The organism is Streptomyces chisholmiae (genome assembly GCF_031845445.1).
Taxonomy (GTDB): domain Bacteria; phylum Actinomycetota; class Actinomycetes; order Streptomycetales; family Streptomycetaceae; genus Streptomyces; species Streptomyces chisholmiae.
The window spans coordinates 519163-534079 of the sequence record NZ_JAVREO010000001.1 but is presented as its reverse complement, the minus strand read 5'-3'; the positions used below and the strand labels follow the sequence as shown (position 1 = coordinate 534079).

Here is a 14917-nt window from a genome sequence, read left to right as displayed (position 1 = left end):
TGGACCAGAAGGGCCCCGGGGGCCCAGACTCCGTGCCATGCGTCTGGGACCCCTGGGCCGCTGTGCGGCCGCCATGATCACCCCCTTCACCGAGGACGGTGCCCTCGACCCGGCCGGCGCCGAACGGCTGGCCGGCCATCTGACCCGCCGGGGTGGCTGCGACGCCCTGGTGGTCAACGGCACCACCGGCGAGTCGCCGACCACCAGCGACGGCGAGAAGGCCACCCTCGTCCGGGCGGTCAAGGGCGCCGTCGGCGACGACGCGCTGGTGGTGGCGGGCGTCGGCACCGCCGACACCCGGCACTCGGTCGAGCTGGCGAGGTCCGCGCAACAGGCGGGTGCCGACGGCCTGTTGGTGGTCACGCCCTACTACTCGCGGCCGACCCAGGAGGCGATCACCCGGCATCTGCTGACCGTCGCCGACGCCACCGAACTGCCGGTGATGCTCTACGACATCCCGGCGCGCACCGGCGACGGCACGGCGCTGAGCCTGGACGCGCTGCGCCGGCTGGCCGAACACCCGCGGATCGTCGCGGTCAAGGACTGCTCCTTCGACCTGCTCAAGGCGGGCCTGGTGCTCGCCGAGACTGGCCTGGCCTACTACTCGGGGAGCGAGGAGCTGAACCTCCCGCTGCTGGCCATCGGCGGCAGCGGCGTGGTCAGCACGGCGGCGAACGTGGCGGGCCCGCAGGTCAGGGCCGTGCTGGACGCGTACGCCGCGGGCGAGACGGAGACCGCGGCGCGGCGCCACCTGGCCCTGCTGCCGCTGGTCTCGGCGCTGACCGGGAGCGTGCCGGGAACGGTCGCGGTCAAGGCGCTGTTCCGGGCCGCCGGGCTGCCGGGCGGCCCGGTCCGCCCGCCGCTGCTGCCCGCCGGCCCGGAGCTCACCGAGCAGCTGGCCACGGAGCTGCGCGCCGCGCTGACCGCCGCGACCTGACCGCCGGGCCGGCGCCGGGCCCGAGCGGGGCCGGGGCCGAGCGGGGCCGGGGCCCGACGTCCGTCGCCGGGTGGGCCGGCCCGTCGCCCGGCCCGGGCTCGGGACTCTGGTCCGGGTCCGGCGGGGCGGCCGGGCGCCACCCCGCCGGTCAGTCGTCCAGGCGGACGGGCATCAGCAGGGTGAGCCGGTCGGCCGCGCCGGGCCCGGCGGCCGGTCGGATGGCCAACGGCGCGACGGGGTCGCCGACCTCGATCTCCACCCGGTCCGTCGCCAGCGCGGCGAGCGCCTCGCCGAGGAAGTCCCGGTTGACGCCGATCCGCTGTTGGCCGGGGATGGCCGGCCCGTCCACCGGCCGCAGGCCGCCGTCCTCCGTGACGGCGAGCACGCTGACGTGGTGCCGGGCCCCGTCCGCCGCGCCCGGCTCCGCGCGGACCGGGCCGGCGGCCAGCTCGGCACGCAGCGCCACCTGGTCCACGGTGACCCGCCGCCCGGCCGGCAGCCGGACCAGCCGGCGGTAGTCCGGGTACTCGTGGTCCAGGGTGGGCCCGCTGGCGACCCGGCCGGCGACGTCCAGCGCGACCTCGGCGCCGCCCAGCGTCAGCCGGGCCCGGCTGGCGTCGGTGAGCAGCGCGCGCATCGCGTCCACCAGCGGGGCGGGCACCAGGGCACGGCCCGCGGGTACGGCCGCGTCGCCGGCTCCGGTGGCTGGGACGCCGGCCAGCGCCAGCCGGAACCGGTCGGTGGCGACCAGGCGCAGGACGCCGTCCGCCACGTCGAACAACACCCCCCGCAGCGAGGGAAGTTCGGGATCGGAGCCGACGGCGAAGCGGACCGCGTCCAGCGCGGCGGCCAGTTCGGCGCCGGGCAGGGTCAGGGTGCCGCCGATCGTGCGGGGCTCGGCCATGGGGTTCTCCTTCGGTGCGACCAGGGTGTGCAGTCGGGAGAGTTCCTGTCGGGCGGCGGCCAGGCCCAGTTCCAGGCGGCGCACGTGGGCCGCCAGCAGCCGTGCCGTCAGCGTCGGGTCGCCGCCGGCGTGGCCGGCCAGCGCCAGCCGGATGTCGGCCAGCGGCATCCCCACCCGACGCAGGCCGGCGACCAGCCGGGCCTCGTCGAGCTGCCGGGGCGCGTAGCGGCGGTAGCCGGTCGCCGGGTCCACCCAGGCCGGCACGAGCACGCCGGCCCCGTCGTAGAACCGCAGGGCGCTGACCGGCAGTCCGCTCGCCCTGGCGACCTCGCCGATGCCCAGATCTTCGCTCTCCACGTCGCTCACCCTGGGGCCTGAAGCAGGTCGAGGGTCAAGCCGCCGGCCCCGGGGAAACGATAGGCCGGGCCGGACGCGACGGCTCGGTCCCCGCCGCCTGGCGGGCGACGGGGACCGGCGAACGGTGGCGACCGGGCCGCGGCCGGGCCGCGGCCGGGTCAGTTGTGGCTGTGCAGCGCCTCGTTGAGGCCGCCCCAGCTGCCGGACCTGGTCAGCGCCTGCACGGTGCCGGTGGTGGAGTGCCGCCGGAAGAGCAGGTCGTTGGCGCCGGACAGCTCACGGGCCTTGACCACCTGGCCGTCGGGCAGGGTGACCCGGGTGCCCGCGGTGAGGTAGAGGCCGGCCTCCACCACGCAGTCGTCGCCGAGCGAGATGCCGAGGCCCGACTGGGCGCCGAGCAGGCAGCGCTGGCCGATCGAGATGGTCTCCTTGCCGCCGCCGGAGAGGGTGCCCATGATCGAGGCGCCACCGCCGACGTCGGAGCCGTCGCCGACCACCACGCCGGCGCTGATCCGCCCCTCCACCATCGAGGAACCGAGGGTGCCGGCGTTGAAGTTGCAGAAGCCCTCGTGCATCACGGTGGTGCCGGCGGCCAGGTGGGCGCCGAGCCGGACCCGGTCGGCGTCGCCGATCCGGACGCCGGTGGGCACCACGTAGTCGGTCATTCGGGGGAACTTGTCGACACTGGTGACGGCGAAGCTCTGGCCGGCGGCCCGGGCGGCGAGCTGGGCGCGGCCGACCTCGGCGGCCGGCACCGGCCCGATGGTGGTCCAGGCGACGTTGGCCAGCAGCGCGAAGACGCCGTCCAGGTTGAGACCGTGCGGACGGATCAGCCGGTGGCTGAGCAGGTGCAGCCGCAGGTAGACGTCGTGGGCGTCCAGCGGCTTGTCCTGGACGGAGGAGATGACCGTGCGCACGGCGACCACCTCGACACCCCGGCGCGGGTCGGGGCCGAGCGCGTCGGGGGCGTCGGGGCCGAGCAGCAGGGTGGCGCGCTCGGCGGTGAGTCGTTCGGTGCCGGCGGGGCCGGGCTCCTCGGTCAGTTCGGGCGTGGGGAACCAGGTGTCGAGCACGGTGCCGTCGGCGGCGAGCGTGGCGAGCCCGGCGGCGACGGCGCCGGTGGTGGTGCGGTTGGTCTCGTCGGTCATGGTGCCGACGCTAGCCGGTGCCGGGGCCGGGTCGCGAACCCGTCCCGGGGAACAGCCGGCCCAACGTCGCCCGGACCTCGTCCGGCGACTGCCGTCGGCCGCTGAGCAGCTGTTGGATCACCATCCCGTCGAGGAGCGCGATCGCCGCCCTGGCGGTGGCCGGGTCGCCGGCCAGCGGCTCGACCAGCCGGACCATCTCGTCCAGGCAGTGCGCGGCGAGCGGGCGCAGGGCGGGCCGTTGGAGGCCGGCGAAGTACAGCTCGTAGAGCAGCTCGGTGGCCGCCCGGCGCGGGCCGAGCCAGTCGTCCAGCAGCGCCACCACGTGGTCGCCGAGCGGGGCCCCGGCGTCCCTGGCCGGCGCGGCGACCTCGGTGATCCAGCGTTCCAGCGCGCCGAGCCAGTCGGCGTTCACCCGCTCCAGCGCGGCCACCAGCAGCGCGTCGCCGCCGTCGAAGTGGTAGGTGGTCGAGCCGAGCGGCACCTGGGCCTCGGCGGCGACGGCGCGGTGGGTCAGCCCGCCGATCCCGCGGTGTTCCAGCACCCGGACGGCCGCCGCCACGATCCGCTCCCGCCGCTCCGGGTCGTACCGCCGGGCCATCAGTGCGCCCCGCCGAGGTTGAGCACCACCACGCCGGCGATCACCAGGGCGACCCCGACGACCCTGGCCAGGGTGGCCGGCTCACTGAGGAAGAGCATCCCGATGGTGGCGATCAGCGCGGTGCCGACGCCGGCCCAGATGGCGTAGGCGGCGCCGACATCCAGGGTCTTCAGGCTCTGGGCGAGCAGCGCGAAGGCCACCGCGTAGCCGCCCAACGAGCCGACGCTGGGCCAGAGTCTGGAGAAGCCGTCGCTGTACTTCATCAGGGTGGTCGCCATGACCTCCAGCAGGATGGCGCCGGCGAGCGTCAGGTAAGCCATGTGGACGACGGTACACAACGTTATGGACAGCCGTCCATAACGTTGGCCGTCGGGAGGCCACCCCCGCCGGGCGGGTGAGCCGCCCCGCCCCACCGGGGAGCCGCGCGCCGCCCGGCGGCCCCGCCGGGGAGGGTGAACCGGACAGCTTGTCGGACAAGCGAGAGGGAGTGAACGACGATGGCTCAGTGTGAGGTCTGCGGCAACGACTACCGCATGGCCTTCGAGGTCCGCGCCGCCGGTCAGGTCCATGTCTTCGACAGCCTGGAGTGCGCGGCCCAACGAATGGCCCCCATCTGCGAGAACTGCGACTGCCGCATCCTGGGCCACGGCCTGGAGACCGAGGACGGCCACTTCTTCTGCTGCGCCCACTGCGCCCGCGTCAAGGGCCACGCCCAGTTGGTGGACCACGCCTGACCGGTGCCCCGCCGGACCGGAACGCCCAGGACCGCCAGCACACGACCACGCCGAAGAGCCGAGGCCGCCCCTTCCCCCCAGGGGGAACGGACGGCCTCGGCACGTCACACGGGCCGGCTCACGCCGGCTCGGGGGTCAGACGTTGAACCCCAGGGCACGCAGCTGGTCGCGGCCCTCGTCGGTGATCTTGTCGGGACCCCACGGCGGCATCCAGACCCAGTTGATCTTCAGCTCGTTGACCAGGCCCTCGGTCGCCGACCGCGCCTGGTCCTCGATGACGTCGGTCAGCGGACAAGCCGCCGAGGTCAGGGTCATGTCCACGGTCGCGACATTGCCGTCGTCGACGTGCACCCCGTAGATCAGGCCCAGATTGACCACGTCGATCCCCAGCTCGGGGTCGACCACGTCCATCATGGCCTCGCGGACCTCTTCCTCGCTCGCCGGGGTGGCGACGGTCTCGGTCTCGGTCATGCGACAGCACCTCTCTCGTTCGCCTCGGATGTCACGGCTGCTCGCCCCGCACCGCGTCGTCCCCCACCGCCTGCGCCGTGGCGTCCTTCCACGCCATCCAGCTCAGCAGGGCGCACTTGACCCGCGCCGGGTACTTGGAGACTCCCGCGAAGGCCACCGCGTCCTCCAGCAGCTCCTCCATCGCGTCGTCCGGCGTGAGCTGGCCACGCGACTGCATCAGCTCCAGGAAGGTCCGCTGGATCTCCAGGGCCCGCGGCAGCTCCTTGCCCACCAGCAGCTCGTTCAGCACCGAGGCGCTGGCCTGGCTGATCGAGCAGCCCTGGCCCTCGTAGGAGACGTCCGCCACGGTCCCGCCCTCGTACCTGACCCGCAGGGTGATCTCGTCCCCACAGGTCGGGTTGACGTGGTGGACCTCGGCGTCCCCCGCCCGCAGGCCCTGGCCATGCGGGTTCTTGTAGTGGTCCAGGATCACTTCCTGGTACATCGACTGCAGCTGCACGTCCTCGTCCCGATTCTCATCCGTCGGGTCTCGCCCGTCGCGATCCTCATCTCCGGCAGGTCACCCGAAGAAGCCACGCACGTACTCCAGCCCGTCGGCCAGGGCGTCCACCTCGGCCGGCGTGGAGTACAGATAGAACGACGCCCGCGTGGTCGCCGGAATTCCGTAGCGCAGGCAGACCGGCCGGGCGCAGTGGTGGCCGACCCGGACCGCGATACCCTGCTCGTCCAGCACCTGGCCCACGTCGTGCGGGTGTATGTCGCCGAGCGTGAAGGAGATCGTCGCGCCCCGGTCCTCCGGAGTGGTCGGGCCGATGATCCGCAGCCCGGGCACCGCCGCCAGCCGCTCCAGCGCGTAGGCGGTGATCGCGTGCTCGTGCGCCGCGATCCGCTCCATGCCGATGCCGGTGAGGTAGTCCACCGCGGCCCCCAGCCCGACCGCCTGGGCGATCGGCGGGGTACCGGCCTCGAACTTGTGCGGCGCCGGCGCGTAGGTGGACGAGCTCATCGTCACGGTCTCGATCATCTCGCCACCGCCCAGGAACGGCGGCAGGTCCTCCAGCAGCTCCTGCCGGCCCCAGAGCACGCCGATCCCGGTGGGACCGCACATCTTGTGGCCGGTGAAGACGACGAAGTCGGCCTGGAGGGCCTGCACGTCCAGCGGCATGTGCGGCGCCGCCTGCGAGGCGTCGATCAACACCAGCGCGCCGACCTGCTGGGCCCGGCGGACGATGGCCTCGACCGGGTTCAGCGTGCCGAGCACGTTGGAGACCAGCACGAACGAGACGACCTTGGTCCGCTCGGTGATCACCTCGTCGATCCGGGACAGGTCGAGCCGGCCGTCCTCGGTGAGCCCGAACCACTTCAGCTGGGCACCGGTGCGCTGCGCCAGCAGCTGCCACGGCACGATGTTGGAGTGGTGCTCCATCTCGGTGATGACGATCTCGGTACCCGAGTCCACCCGGTACGGCTCGTCGGCCAGCCCGAGCATGTTGGCCACCAGGTTCAGCGACTCCGAGGCGTTCTTGGTGAACACCACCTCGTCCCGGCTCGGCGCGTTCACGAACGCGGCGACCTTGTCCCTGGCGCCCTCGTAGAGAGCGGTGGCCTCCTCCGCCAGCACGTGCACCCCGCGGTGCACGTTGGCGTGGTGCCGCTCGTAGTAGCCGCTCAGCGCGTCGATCACCTGGCGCGGCTTCTGCGAGCTGGCCGCGTTGTCCAGGTAGATCAGGGGCTTCCCGTCGTGGACCGTGCGGTCCAGGATCGGGAAGTCCTTGCGGATGGCTTCGGTGTCCAGCAGACCGGACACCGGGCGCCCGTCGGTCATGAGGCAGCCCCCTTGGTGTACTGCTCGTAACCCTCCGCCTCCAGCTGGTCGGCCAGCTCGGCGCCGCCGGAGCGCACGATCTTGCCGCCGGCGAAGACGTGCACGTGGTCCGGCTTGATGTAGCGGAGGATGCGCGTGTAGTGCGTGATCAGCAGGGTGCCGACCTCACCGGTCTCGCGGACCCGGTTGACGCCCTCGGAGACGATCCGCAGCGCGTCGATGTCGAGGCCCGAGTCGGTCTCGTCGAGGATGGCGACCTTCGGCCGCAGCAGCTCCAGCTGCAGGATCTCGTGGCGCTTCTTCTCGCCGCCGGAGAAGCCCTCGTTGACGTTGCGCTCGGCGAAGGCGGGGTCCATCTCCAGCCGCGCCATCGCCTCCTTGACCTCCTTGACCCAGGTGCGCAGGCGGGGCGCCTCGCCCCGGATCGCGGTGGCCGAGGTGCGCAGGAAGTTGGAGACGGAGACGCCGGGGACCTCCACCGGGTACTGCATGGCGAGGAAGACGCCGGCCCTGGCGCGCTCGTCGACGGACATCTCCAGGACGTCCTCGCCGTCCAGCGTCACGCTGCCACCGGTCACGGTGTACTTCGGGTGGCCGGCGAGCGAGTAGGCCAGGGTGGACTTGCCGGAGCCGTTCGGCCCCATGATGGCGTGCGTCTCGCCCTGCTTCACGGTCAGGTCGACACCGCGCAGGATCTCGGTGGAGCCGGTCTCGGTCTCGACGGAGACGTGCAGGTCGTGGATCTCAAGCGTTGCCATGGGGATGCCTCAGGACTCCTGGGTGAGGGAGACGAGCACGGTCGCCGCCGGGCCCTCTCCTTCGATCTTGACGGGGTAGGTGGGGATGTGGCGGGTGGCCGGCGGGCCGGAGGGCTTGCCGGTGCGCAGGTCGAAGCTGGAGCCGTGCAGCCAGCACTCGATCTGGCAGTTCTCCACCTCGCCCTCGGACAGCGAGACGTTCGCGTGCGAGCAGATGTCGCTGACCGCGAACACCTCGCCCTCGGTGCGGACCACGGCGACCGGGGTGCCGGCGATCTCCACCCGGCGCGGGGTGTCGTCGGCGAGGTCCCCCAGCGCGCAGACCGGCTGGAAGTCGACGGCGCTCATCCGATGGACTCCGCCAGCTCGGCCTCCAGCTTGGCGATCAGCCGCTCCTCGACGTCCGGCACGCCGATCTGCTGGACCAGCTCGGCGAAGAAGCCGCGCACCACCAGGCGGCGGGCCTCGTCGGCCGGGATGCCCCGGGCCATCAGGTAGAACAGCTGCTCGTCCTCGAAACGGCCGGTCGCCGAGGCGTGGCCGGCGCCGACGATCTCGCCGGTCTCGATCTCCAGGTTCGGCACCGAGTGCACCTGGGCACCGTCGGTCAGCACCAGGTTGCGGTTCAGCTCGTAGGTGTCGGTGCCGGTGGCCTGGGCCCTGATCACCACGTCGCCGATCCACACCGCGCGGGCGGTCTCGCCCTGGAGGGCGCCCTTGTAGGCCACGTTGCTGCGGCAGTTGGGCGCGTTGTGGTCGACCAGCAGCCGGTGCTCCTGGTGCTGCCCCTCGTCGGTGAAGTAGACGCCGTACAGCTCGGCCTCACCGCCGGGCCCCGCGTAGCTGACCCGGGGGTGGACCCGGACCACGTCGCCGCCGAAGGTGACCACGATCGACTTGACCGAGGCGTCCCGGCCGACCAGCACGTTGTGCTGGGTGACGTGCACCGCGGTGTCCGCCCAGTCCTGCACGGAGACCACGGTGAGCTTGGCACCGTCCCCGACCAGGAACTCGACGTTGGCGGCCCGCACGGTGTCGCCCGTGTGGTCCAGCACCAGCACGACCTCGGCGAAGGCGCCGATGTCGAAGACCGTGTGCCCGAAGGAGACCCCGCCCTCGCCGTGCAGGCTGAGCCGCACCGGCTCGCTGAGCACCGTCTCCCTGGGCACCGAGATCACGGTGGCCTTCTCCACCGAGCTGAAGGCCTGGGCGGTGACCCGGTCGGCCGGCGTGCCCGCGCGCCCGACGCGGGGGTCGTCGAGACCCACCGTCTCGGTGGTGACCGCCTCGGGCGCGGACAGCTCGACCTTCACCGAGCCGTCCGCCGTGGCGGTGCCGTCGTGCAGGCCCCGCAGCCGGTCCAGAGGAGTGAACCGCCACTCCTCCTCACGGCCGTTCGGCACGGGGAAGTCCGCCACGTCGAAGGACGGCGGCGCGCTCGTCCGGGTGACCACGGAGGACTCGACGGCCGCCGCGACCGCCTCTCCTGCGCTGTCGGCACCGGGCATACTCTGGGCCTCAGCCATGGGTGTCGTCGTGCTCGCTCTCTTGATTCAGGGCCGGGGCCGTGAGGTGCGCGGCGCCAGACCACGTCGGGTGGCTCGGAGAAGACGGCCGGTCAGCCGACCGCGCCTTCCATCTGCAGCTCGATCAGCCGGTTCAGCTCCAGGGCGTACTCCATCGGCAGCTCCTTGGCGATCGGCTCGACGAAGCCGCGCACGATCATCGCCATCGCCTCGTCCTCCGACAGACCCCGGCTCATCAGGTAGAACAGCTGGTCGTCGCTGACCTTGGAGACCGTCGCCTCGTGCCCCATGGTCACGTCGTCCTCGCGGACGTCGGTGTAGGGGTAGGTGTCGGACCGGGAGACCGTGTCCACCAGCAGCGCGTCGCAGAGCACGTTGGACTTCGAGCCCTCGGCGCCCTCGGCGATCTCGATCAGCCCGCGGTAGGAGGTCCGGCCGCCGCCCCTGGCCACCGACTTGGAGACGATGTTGGACGAGGTCCTGGGCGCCATGTGCACCATCTTGGCGCCGGCGTCCTGGTGCTGGCCCTCGCCGGCGAAGGCGACGGAGAGCGTCTCGCCCTTGGCGTGCTCGCCCATCAGGTAGATCGCCGGGTACTTCATGGTGACCTTGGAGCCGATGTTGCCGTCGACCCACTCCATGGTGGCGCCCTCGTGCGCGACGGCCCGCTTGGTCACCAGGTTGTAGACGTTGTTCGACCAGTTCTGGATGGTCGTGTAGCGGCAGCGGCCGCCCTTCTTCACGATGATCTCCACGACCGCCGAGTGCAGCGAGTCCGACTGGTAGATCGGGGCGGTGCAGCCCTCGACGTAGTGCACGTAGGCGTTCTCGTCGACGATGATCAGCGTCCGCTCGAACTGGCCCATGTTCTCCGTGTTGATCCGGAAGTAGGCCTGGAGCGGGATGTCGACGTGCACGCCCGGCGGGACGTAGATGAACGAGCCACCGGACCAGACCGCCGTGTTGAGCGCGGAGAACTTGTTGTCACCGGAGGGGATCACGGTGCCGAAGTGCTCCTGGAACAGCTCCGGGTGCTCCCGCAGCGCGGTGTCCGTGTCCAGGAAGATCACGCCCTGCTTCTCCAGGTCCTCGCGGATCTGGTGGTACACGACCTCCGACTCGTACTGTGCCGCGACACCCGCGACCAGCCGCTGCTTCTCCGCCTCGGGGATGCCCAGCTTGTCGTAGGTGTTCTTGATGTCCTCCGGCAGGTCCTCCCAGCTCTGGGCCTGCTTCTCGGTGGACCGCACGAAGTACTTGATGTTGTCGAAGTCGATGCCGCTCAGGTCGGAGCCCCAGGTCGGCATGGGCTTCCTGCCGAAGAGCTTGAGCGCCTTCAGCCGCATCCTGAGCATCCACTCGGGCTCGGACTTCTTGCCCGAGATGTCACGGACGACGTCCTCGGACAGGCCCCGCTTGGCGGTGGCACCAGCCGCGTCGGAGTCGGCCCAGCCGTACTCGTAGGTACCCAGCCCCTCCAACTCGGGGTGGGCGGTCTCCGTAGGGGAAGTCATGCGGGGTTCCTCCCGGCGATGCGTGCTTGTGCGGTGGTCTTGGGCGGTGTGACGGTGCGGTGCGTGGAACTGTCGGCCGGCCGCCCCCTGACACGCGGGGCGTCAGCCGACCGGCCGCTCTCCGCCGGGGCGGCGGCCGAGGTGTGGGGCACGAAGGTGGTGCAGACGCCGTCGCCGAGCGCGATCGTCGCCAGCCGCTGCACGTGGCTGCCCAGCAGCTCGGAGAAGACCTCGGTCTCCGCCTCGCAGAGCTGGGGGAACGAGGCCGCCGCGTGCGCCACCGGGCAGTGGTGCTGGCAGAGCTGCTCCCCGGCCGGCGTCGCCACCTCGCGCGCCGCGGCCGCGTAGCCGTCCCGCGAGAGCGCCTCGGCCAGCGCCCTGGCCCGCTCCTTCGGCGGGACCCGCTCCACCAGCGAACGATACCGCTCGGCCTGGGCCGCGGCCCGCGCCCTGGCGAAGTCCAGCACGGCGGCGGCACCGCGCTCGCCGCCGCCGGCGGCACGCTCGATCCAGCGCAGCGCCTCCACGGCCAGCTCGTCGTAGGCCTGGTCGAAGGCGTCCCGACCGAGGTCGGTGATGGCGAAGGCCTTGGCCGGACGGCCCCGGCCGCGCGAGCCGTAGACCCGCTTCTCCCGGGGCTCCACCAGCGCGTCGGCGACCAGCGCGTCCAGGTGGCGGCGGACGGCGGCCTGGGTCAGCCCCAGCCGCTCGGCCAGCTGCGCGGCGGTGGAGGGCCCGTGGTCCAGGATGGAGCGGGCGACCCGGCGGCGCGTGTTCGACTGCTCGTCGGGCGCGGTGGGCAGCGCGGAGCCACCGGTGGCACGGCTGGCCATCGGGGTCTCGCGCCGGTCGCTCCCGTTTTTCACAACGTCATTGTTGCGTAATTCCGGCGAGGCGAGCAAGCCGCGTGCTGACCAGCCTGGATGCAGTACATCACGTAAGGCGACCCTAACCGGATGGCCGCCCCCTCCTCCCTGGCTCGCGAGGGCGCACCGGGGCCCCGGGTGGGGGCGGGAGGGGCACCGGGGCCGGGACACGGGGCTGGCGGCGCGTCGGCGAGTGCTTCCCGGGAGTGACGGTCCCCGCCGTGCCGGCGGCCACCCGCGGCGCGTCGCCCCACGGGCAGCGAGGCTAGGGGGCCGGGGCAGGCCGGGGCAGGGGCCAGGGGGCTTTGGCGGCAGGGGCAACGGGCCGGCCCGGCCCGCCCACCGACTGGCCCGGCCCGCCCGGCCGAACGCCCGGGCGAGCGGCCCGCGCGCACCCGGGCGACGGCCGGCCGCGCGAGCCGACCTAGACTCCCCCCATGCGTAGCGCGGGGGCTCCACCGGCGGTCGAGGCGGTCGGACTGGTCAAACGGTACGGAGAGCGGACGGCCGTGGACGGCCTCGACCTGACCGTGCCGGCCCACTCGGTGACGGCCGTGCTGGGGCCCAACGGAGCCGGCAAAACCACCACGATCGAGGCCTGTGAGGGCTACCGGCGGATGGACGCCGGGCGGCTGCGGGTGCTCGGTCTTGACCCGGTGGCCGAAGGGGCGGCGCTGCGCTCCCGCATCGGTGTGATGTTGCAGGAGGGGGGCGTGTACCCCGGCGCGCGCGCCGGGGAGATGCTGCGGCACATCGCCAGCCTCTACGCCCACCCCCTCGATGTCGCCGCGCTCAGCGAGCGCCTCGGCCTCGGCTCCTGCGGCCGCACGCCGTACCGCCGACTCTCCGGCGGCCAGCGCCAGCGGCTCGCCCTGGCCATGGCCGTGGTCGGCCGCCCCGAGCTGGTCTTCCTCGACGAGCCGACGGCCGGGCTCGACCCACAGGCCAGGCAGGCGACCTGGGAGCTGGTCCGGGAGCTGCGGACGGACGGCGTCACCGTGGTGCTGAGCACCCACCTGATGGACGAGGCCGAGGAGCTGGCCGACCGAGTCGCGATCCTGGACGGCGGCCGGGTGATCGCGGACGGCAGCCCGGCCGAGCTGTGCCGGGGCGGCGACGCCGACGTGCTGCGCTTCGCCGGCCGCCCGGGCCTCGACCTGGCCTCGCTGCGCGCCGCGCTGCCGGACGACAGCGAGGTCACCGAGCCCACGCCGGGGAGCTACCGGATCACCGGCGACGTGGGGCCCCGGCTGCTGGCCACGGTGACCGCCTGGTGCGCCCAGCACGGGGTGCTGGCCGACCGGATCACCACCCGGCGGCACACCCTGGAGGACGTCTTTCTCGAACTGACCGGCAGGGAACTCCGATGACCGCCGACACCGGCCGCCACACCCCACGCCCGGGCGCCGCCCCACTGCCCCGGATGATCCTGGCCCAGACGGCGCTGGAGACCCGGATGCTGCTGCGGCACGGGGAGCAGCTGCTGCTCACCATGATCATCCCGGCGCTGCTGCTGGCGCTCTTCAGCTCCGTCGACCTGATCGACACCGGTCCCGGAGACCGGATCGACTTCCTGGCCCCCGGCGTGCTGGCGCTGGCGGTGCTCGCCACCGCCTTCACCGGACAGGCCATCGCCACCGGGTACGAGCGCCGCTACGGGGTGCTGAAGCGGCTCGGCGTCTCCCCCCTGCCGCGCTGGGCGCTGCTGCTCGGGAAGACCGGGGCGGTGCTGGTCACCCTGCTGCTCCAGGCCGCGCTGCTGAGCGTGGTGGCGCTGTCGCTCGGCTGGTCGCCCCGGGGGAACCCCCTGGCCGTCGTGGGGCTGATGCTGCTGGGCACGGCCGCGCTCTCCGGCCTCGGGCTGCTGATGGCGGGCACGCTGCGGGCCGAGGCGACGCTGGCCGCCGCCAACCTGCTCTTCGTGTTGCTGCTCTTCTTCGGCGGGGTGGTGGTCCCGCTCACCGAGTACCCGGACGGGCTGCGTGTGGCGCTGGAGCTGCTGCCGGTCCCGGCGCTGGCCGACGGGCTGCGCGAGGTGCTGCGGGAGGGCGGCTGGCCGGAGATGGCCGACGTGGCGGTGCTGGCCGGCTGGTCCGTGCTCGGGCTGGGGCTGGCGGCCCGCTTCTTCCGCTGGGAGTAGGCGTCGCGGCGGCTTCCGGTGGGGCTCGTGAATCCGCGCACAAGCGGGGGCCTACGATGAGCGGGTGCTCAAGGAAGTCGTGCGAAACCCCCTCGCCTTTGTGGCCGCCCGCTGGACTCCCCGACCCGGGACGGTGCGCCGAGCCGCGCTCGCCGCGCTGGTGATGAGCGTCGTCATCGTGGTCACCGGCGGCGCGGTCCGGCTGACCGGCTCCGGACTCGGCTGCGACACCTGGCCCAAGTGCAGCGACGAGAGCCTGGTCGCGACCACGGAGATGGGCTTCCACGGCGCCATAGAGTTCGGCAACCGGATGATGACCTACGTGGTCTCTGCCGCCGTCGGCTGGTTCATCGTGGCCGCCAGGTCGGCCAAGCCGGAGCGGCGCTCGCTGACCCGGCTGGGCTGGGCGCAGTTCTGGGTGGTGGCCGCCAACGGGGTGGTCGGCGGAATTACGGTGCTGACGGAGCTGAACCCGTTCATCGTGGCCGGGCACTTCCTGGCCGCCACCGCGCTGGTCACCGTGACGACCCTCGCCTGGGTGCGGGCCCGGGAGGGCGACGGACCGCCGCGGCCGCTGGTGGGGCCGCCACTGCGGCGCGCCGTGTGGGGGCTGACGTTGGCCGCCGCCGCGCTGGTGATCGTGGGCACCGGGGTGACCGGCTCGGGCAAGCACGCCGGCGACGACAGCGACATCGAGCGGATGCCGTTCGACTGGGAGGTCATCACCCGGCTGCACTCCGCGCTCGCCTGGCTGGTGGTGCTGGGCGCGGTGGCCATCTGGCTGGGGCTGCGGGTGCTGGACTCGCCGCCGGCGGTGGTGGCCAGGGCCAGGGAGCTGGTGATCGTGCTGCTCGCCCAGGGCGTGATCGGCTACGTGCAGTACTTCCTGGACGAGCCCGAGGTGCTGGTCGGGGCGCACCTGCTGGGGGCCACCCTGATGTGGATCTGCATGCTGCGGCTGCTGCTGGCCGTCCGGGAGCGCTCGGACGTCCAGCCGACCGACCCGCCCGCGACCGCCCCCACGCTGGCCAAGGCCTCCTGAGGCGGCCCGGCACCAGCACCGGGTGGCCTCGGCGCCGACCGGTGCCCACCCGGCCAATTCCGTTGCGATCGGCCGACGCCGGGGAGAGCCTCTCCTC

17 protein-coding genes are annotated in these 14917 nt (G+C 73.0%); 5 read left to right on the top strand and 12 right to left on the bottom strand.

Annotated features, from left to right (window positions below):
- Positions 1–37: 37 nt before the first annotated feature.
- The gene (gene dapA, locus RM844_RS02360; protein ID WP_311664083.1) at positions 38–937 is read left to right on the top strand and encodes a 4-hydroxy-tetrahydrodipicolinate synthase; all 900 of its coding nucleotides are present in this window, start codon (positions 38–40) and stop codon (positions 935–937) included.
- A gap of 148 nt (positions 938–1085) precedes the next feature.
- Here dapA and RM844_RS02355 read toward each other — a convergent pair whose 3' ends face one another.
- The 4 genes from RM844_RS02355 to RM844_RS02340 all read right to left on the bottom strand — a co-directional run bounded on the left by RM844_RS02355 (position 1086) and on the right by RM844_RS02340 (position 4264).
- Complete coding sequence (locus tag RM844_RS02355; RefSeq protein WP_311664081.1) at positions 1086–2198, bottom strand: DNA polymerase III subunit beta family protein; 1113 nt, start codon at positions 2196–2198, stop codon at positions 1086–1088.
- 158 nt (positions 2199–2356) lie between these two features.
- Complete coding sequence (gene dapD / locus RM844_RS02350) at positions 2357–3346, bottom strand: 2,3,4,5-tetrahydropyridine-2,6-dicarboxylate N-succinyltransferase (protein WP_311664079.1); 990 nt, start codon at positions 3344–3346, stop codon at positions 2357–2359.
- 10 nt (positions 3347–3356) lie between these two features.
- Positions 3357–3944, bottom strand: coding sequence for a TetR/AcrR family transcriptional regulator (locus tag RM844_RS02345; RefSeq protein ID WP_311664073.1), 588 nt, complete (start codon positions 3942–3944; stop codon positions 3357–3359).
- Positions 3944–4264 carry a DMT family transporter gene (locus RM844_RS02340; RefSeq protein ID WP_311664071.1) on the bottom strand — a complete coding sequence of 107 codons (321 nt, stop codon included), beginning with the start codon at positions 4262–4264 and terminating at the stop codon, positions 3944–3946. Before RM844_RS02340 ends, RM844_RS02345 begins: the two co-directional genes overlap by 1 nt.
- A gap of 177 nt (positions 4265–4441) precedes the next feature.
- Between RM844_RS02340 and RM844_RS02335 the strand changes: the two genes are divergently transcribed.
- On the top strand, positions 4442–4678 hold the full coding sequence (locus RM844_RS02335; protein ID WP_311664069.1) for a hypothetical protein: 237 nt from the start codon (positions 4442–4444) through the stop codon (positions 4676–4678).
- Between the two features lie 135 nt (positions 4679–4813).
- Here RM844_RS02335 and RM844_RS02330 read toward each other — a convergent pair whose 3' ends face one another.
- The 8 genes from RM844_RS02330 to RM844_RS02295 form a co-directional block, all read right to left on the bottom strand.
- Positions 4814–5149, bottom strand: coding sequence for a metal-sulfur cluster assembly factor (locus tag RM844_RS02330; RefSeq protein WP_311664067.1), 336 nt, complete (start codon positions 5147–5149; stop codon positions 4814–4816).
- Between the two features lie 31 nt (positions 5150–5180).
- Positions 5181–5648 carry a Fe-S cluster assembly sulfur transfer protein SufU gene (sufU, locus tag RM844_RS02325; protein WP_311664064.1) on the bottom strand — a complete coding sequence of 156 codons (468 nt, stop codon included), beginning with the start codon at positions 5646–5648 and terminating at the stop codon, positions 5181–5183.
- A 60-nt stretch (positions 5649–5708) separates the two neighbouring features.
- Positions 5709–6974: a cysteine desulfurase gene (locus RM844_RS02320; protein WP_311664057.1), complete on the bottom strand. Its 1266-nt coding sequence runs from the start codon at positions 6972–6974 to the stop codon at positions 5709–5711.
- Complete coding sequence (gene sufC, locus RM844_RS02315; protein WP_311664051.1) at positions 6971–7732, bottom strand: Fe-S cluster assembly ATPase SufC; 762 nt, start codon at positions 7730–7732, stop codon at positions 6971–6973. Before sufC ends, RM844_RS02320 begins: the two co-directional genes overlap by 4 nt.
- A 9-nt stretch (positions 7733–7741) precedes the next feature.
- Complete coding sequence (locus RM844_RS02310) at positions 7742–8080, bottom strand: non-heme iron oxygenase ferredoxin subunit (RefSeq protein ID WP_311664049.1); 339 nt, start codon at positions 8078–8080, stop codon at positions 7742–7744.
- On the bottom strand, positions 8077–9258 hold the full coding sequence (sufD, locus tag RM844_RS02305; protein ID WP_311664047.1) for a Fe-S cluster assembly protein SufD: 1182 nt from the start codon (positions 9256–9258) through the stop codon (positions 8077–8079). Before sufD ends, RM844_RS02310 begins: the two co-directional genes overlap by 4 nt.
- 92 nt (positions 9259–9350) lie before the next feature.
- Complete coding sequence (gene sufB, locus RM844_RS02300) at positions 9351–10772, bottom strand: Fe-S cluster assembly protein SufB (protein WP_311664045.1); 1422 nt, start codon at positions 10770–10772, stop codon at positions 9351–9353.
- Positions 10769–11605 (bottom strand): helix-turn-helix transcriptional regulator, encoded by an 837-nt coding sequence (locus RM844_RS02295; protein ID WP_311664338.1) that lies wholly within the window; start codon positions 11603–11605, stop codon positions 10769–10771. The genes sufB and RM844_RS02295 overlap by 4 nt, the downstream gene beginning before the upstream one ends.
- A gap of 470 nt (positions 11606–12075) precedes the next feature.
- Between RM844_RS02295 and RM844_RS02290 the strand changes: the two genes are divergently transcribed.
- The 3 genes from RM844_RS02290 (at position 12076) to RM844_RS02280 (ending at position 14820) form a co-directional block, all read left to right on the top strand.
- Positions 12076–13008 (top strand): ABC transporter ATP-binding protein, encoded by a 933-nt coding sequence (locus RM844_RS02290; RefSeq protein WP_311664043.1) that lies wholly within the window; start codon positions 12076–12078, stop codon positions 13006–13008.
- On the top strand, positions 13005–13778 hold the full coding sequence (locus tag RM844_RS02285) for an ABC transporter permease (RefSeq protein WP_311664041.1): 774 nt from the start codon (positions 13005–13007) through the stop codon (positions 13776–13778). Before RM844_RS02290 ends, RM844_RS02285 begins: the two co-directional genes overlap by 4 nt.
- 64 nt (positions 13779–13842) lie before the next feature.
- Positions 13843–14820 (top strand): COX15/CtaA family protein, encoded by a 978-nt coding sequence (locus tag RM844_RS02280; protein WP_311664039.1) that lies wholly within the window; start codon positions 13843–13845, stop codon positions 14818–14820.
- Positions 14821–14917 lie beyond the last annotated feature (97 nt).

Bases quoted from the DNA above. Each gene is read 5' to 3' on its own strand.
- dapA (WP_311664083.1), top strand. From the start codon at position 38: ATGCGTCTGGGACCCCTGGGCCGCTGTGCGGCCGCCATGATCACCCCC.
- dapD (WP_311664079.1), bottom strand. From the start codon at position 3,346: ATGACCGACGAGACCAACCGCACCACCACCGGCGCCGTCGCCGCCGGG.
- RM844_RS02345 (WP_311664073.1), bottom strand. From the start codon at position 3,944: ATGGCCCGGCGGTACGACCCGGAGCGGCGGGAGCGGATCGTGGCGGCG.
- RM844_RS02340 (WP_311664071.1), bottom strand. From the start codon at position 4,264: ATGGCTTACCTGACGCTCGCCGGCGCCATCCTGCTGGAGGTCATGGCG.
- RM844_RS02335 (WP_311664069.1), top strand. From the start codon at position 4,442: ATGGCTCAGTGTGAGGTCTGCGGCAACGACTACCGCATGGCCTTCGAG.
- RM844_RS02330 (WP_311664067.1), bottom strand. From the start codon at position 5,149: ATGACCGAGACCGAGACCGTCGCCACCCCGGCGAGCGAGGAAGAGGTC.
- RM844_RS02320 (WP_311664057.1), bottom strand. From the start codon at position 6,974: ATGACCGACGGGCGCCCGGTGTCCGGTCTGCTGGACACCGAAGCCATC.
- sufC (WP_311664051.1), bottom strand. From the start codon at position 7,732: ATGGCAACGCTTGAGATCCACGACCTGCACGTCTCCGTCGAGACCGAG.
- RM844_RS02310 (WP_311664049.1), bottom strand. From the start codon at position 8,080: ATGAGCGCCGTCGACTTCCAGCCGGTCTGCGCGCTGGGGGACCTCGCC.
- sufD (WP_311664047.1), bottom strand. From the start codon at position 9,258: ATGGCTGAGGCCCAGAGTATGCCCGGTGCCGACAGCGCAGGAGAGGCG.
- sufB (WP_311664045.1), bottom strand. From the start codon at position 10,772: ATGACTTCCCCTACGGAGACCGCCCACCCCGAGTTGGAGGGGCTGGGT.
- RM844_RS02295 (WP_311664338.1), bottom strand. From the start codon at position 11,605: ATGGCCAGCCGTGCCACCGGTGGCTCCGCGCTGCCCACCGCGCCCGAC.
- RM844_RS02290 (WP_311664043.1), top strand. From the start codon at position 12,076: ATGCGTAGCGCGGGGGCTCCACCGGCGGTCGAGGCGGTCGGACTGGTC.
- RM844_RS02285 (WP_311664041.1), top strand. From the start codon at position 13,005: ATGACCGCCGACACCGGCCGCCACACCCCACGCCCGGGCGCCGCCCCA.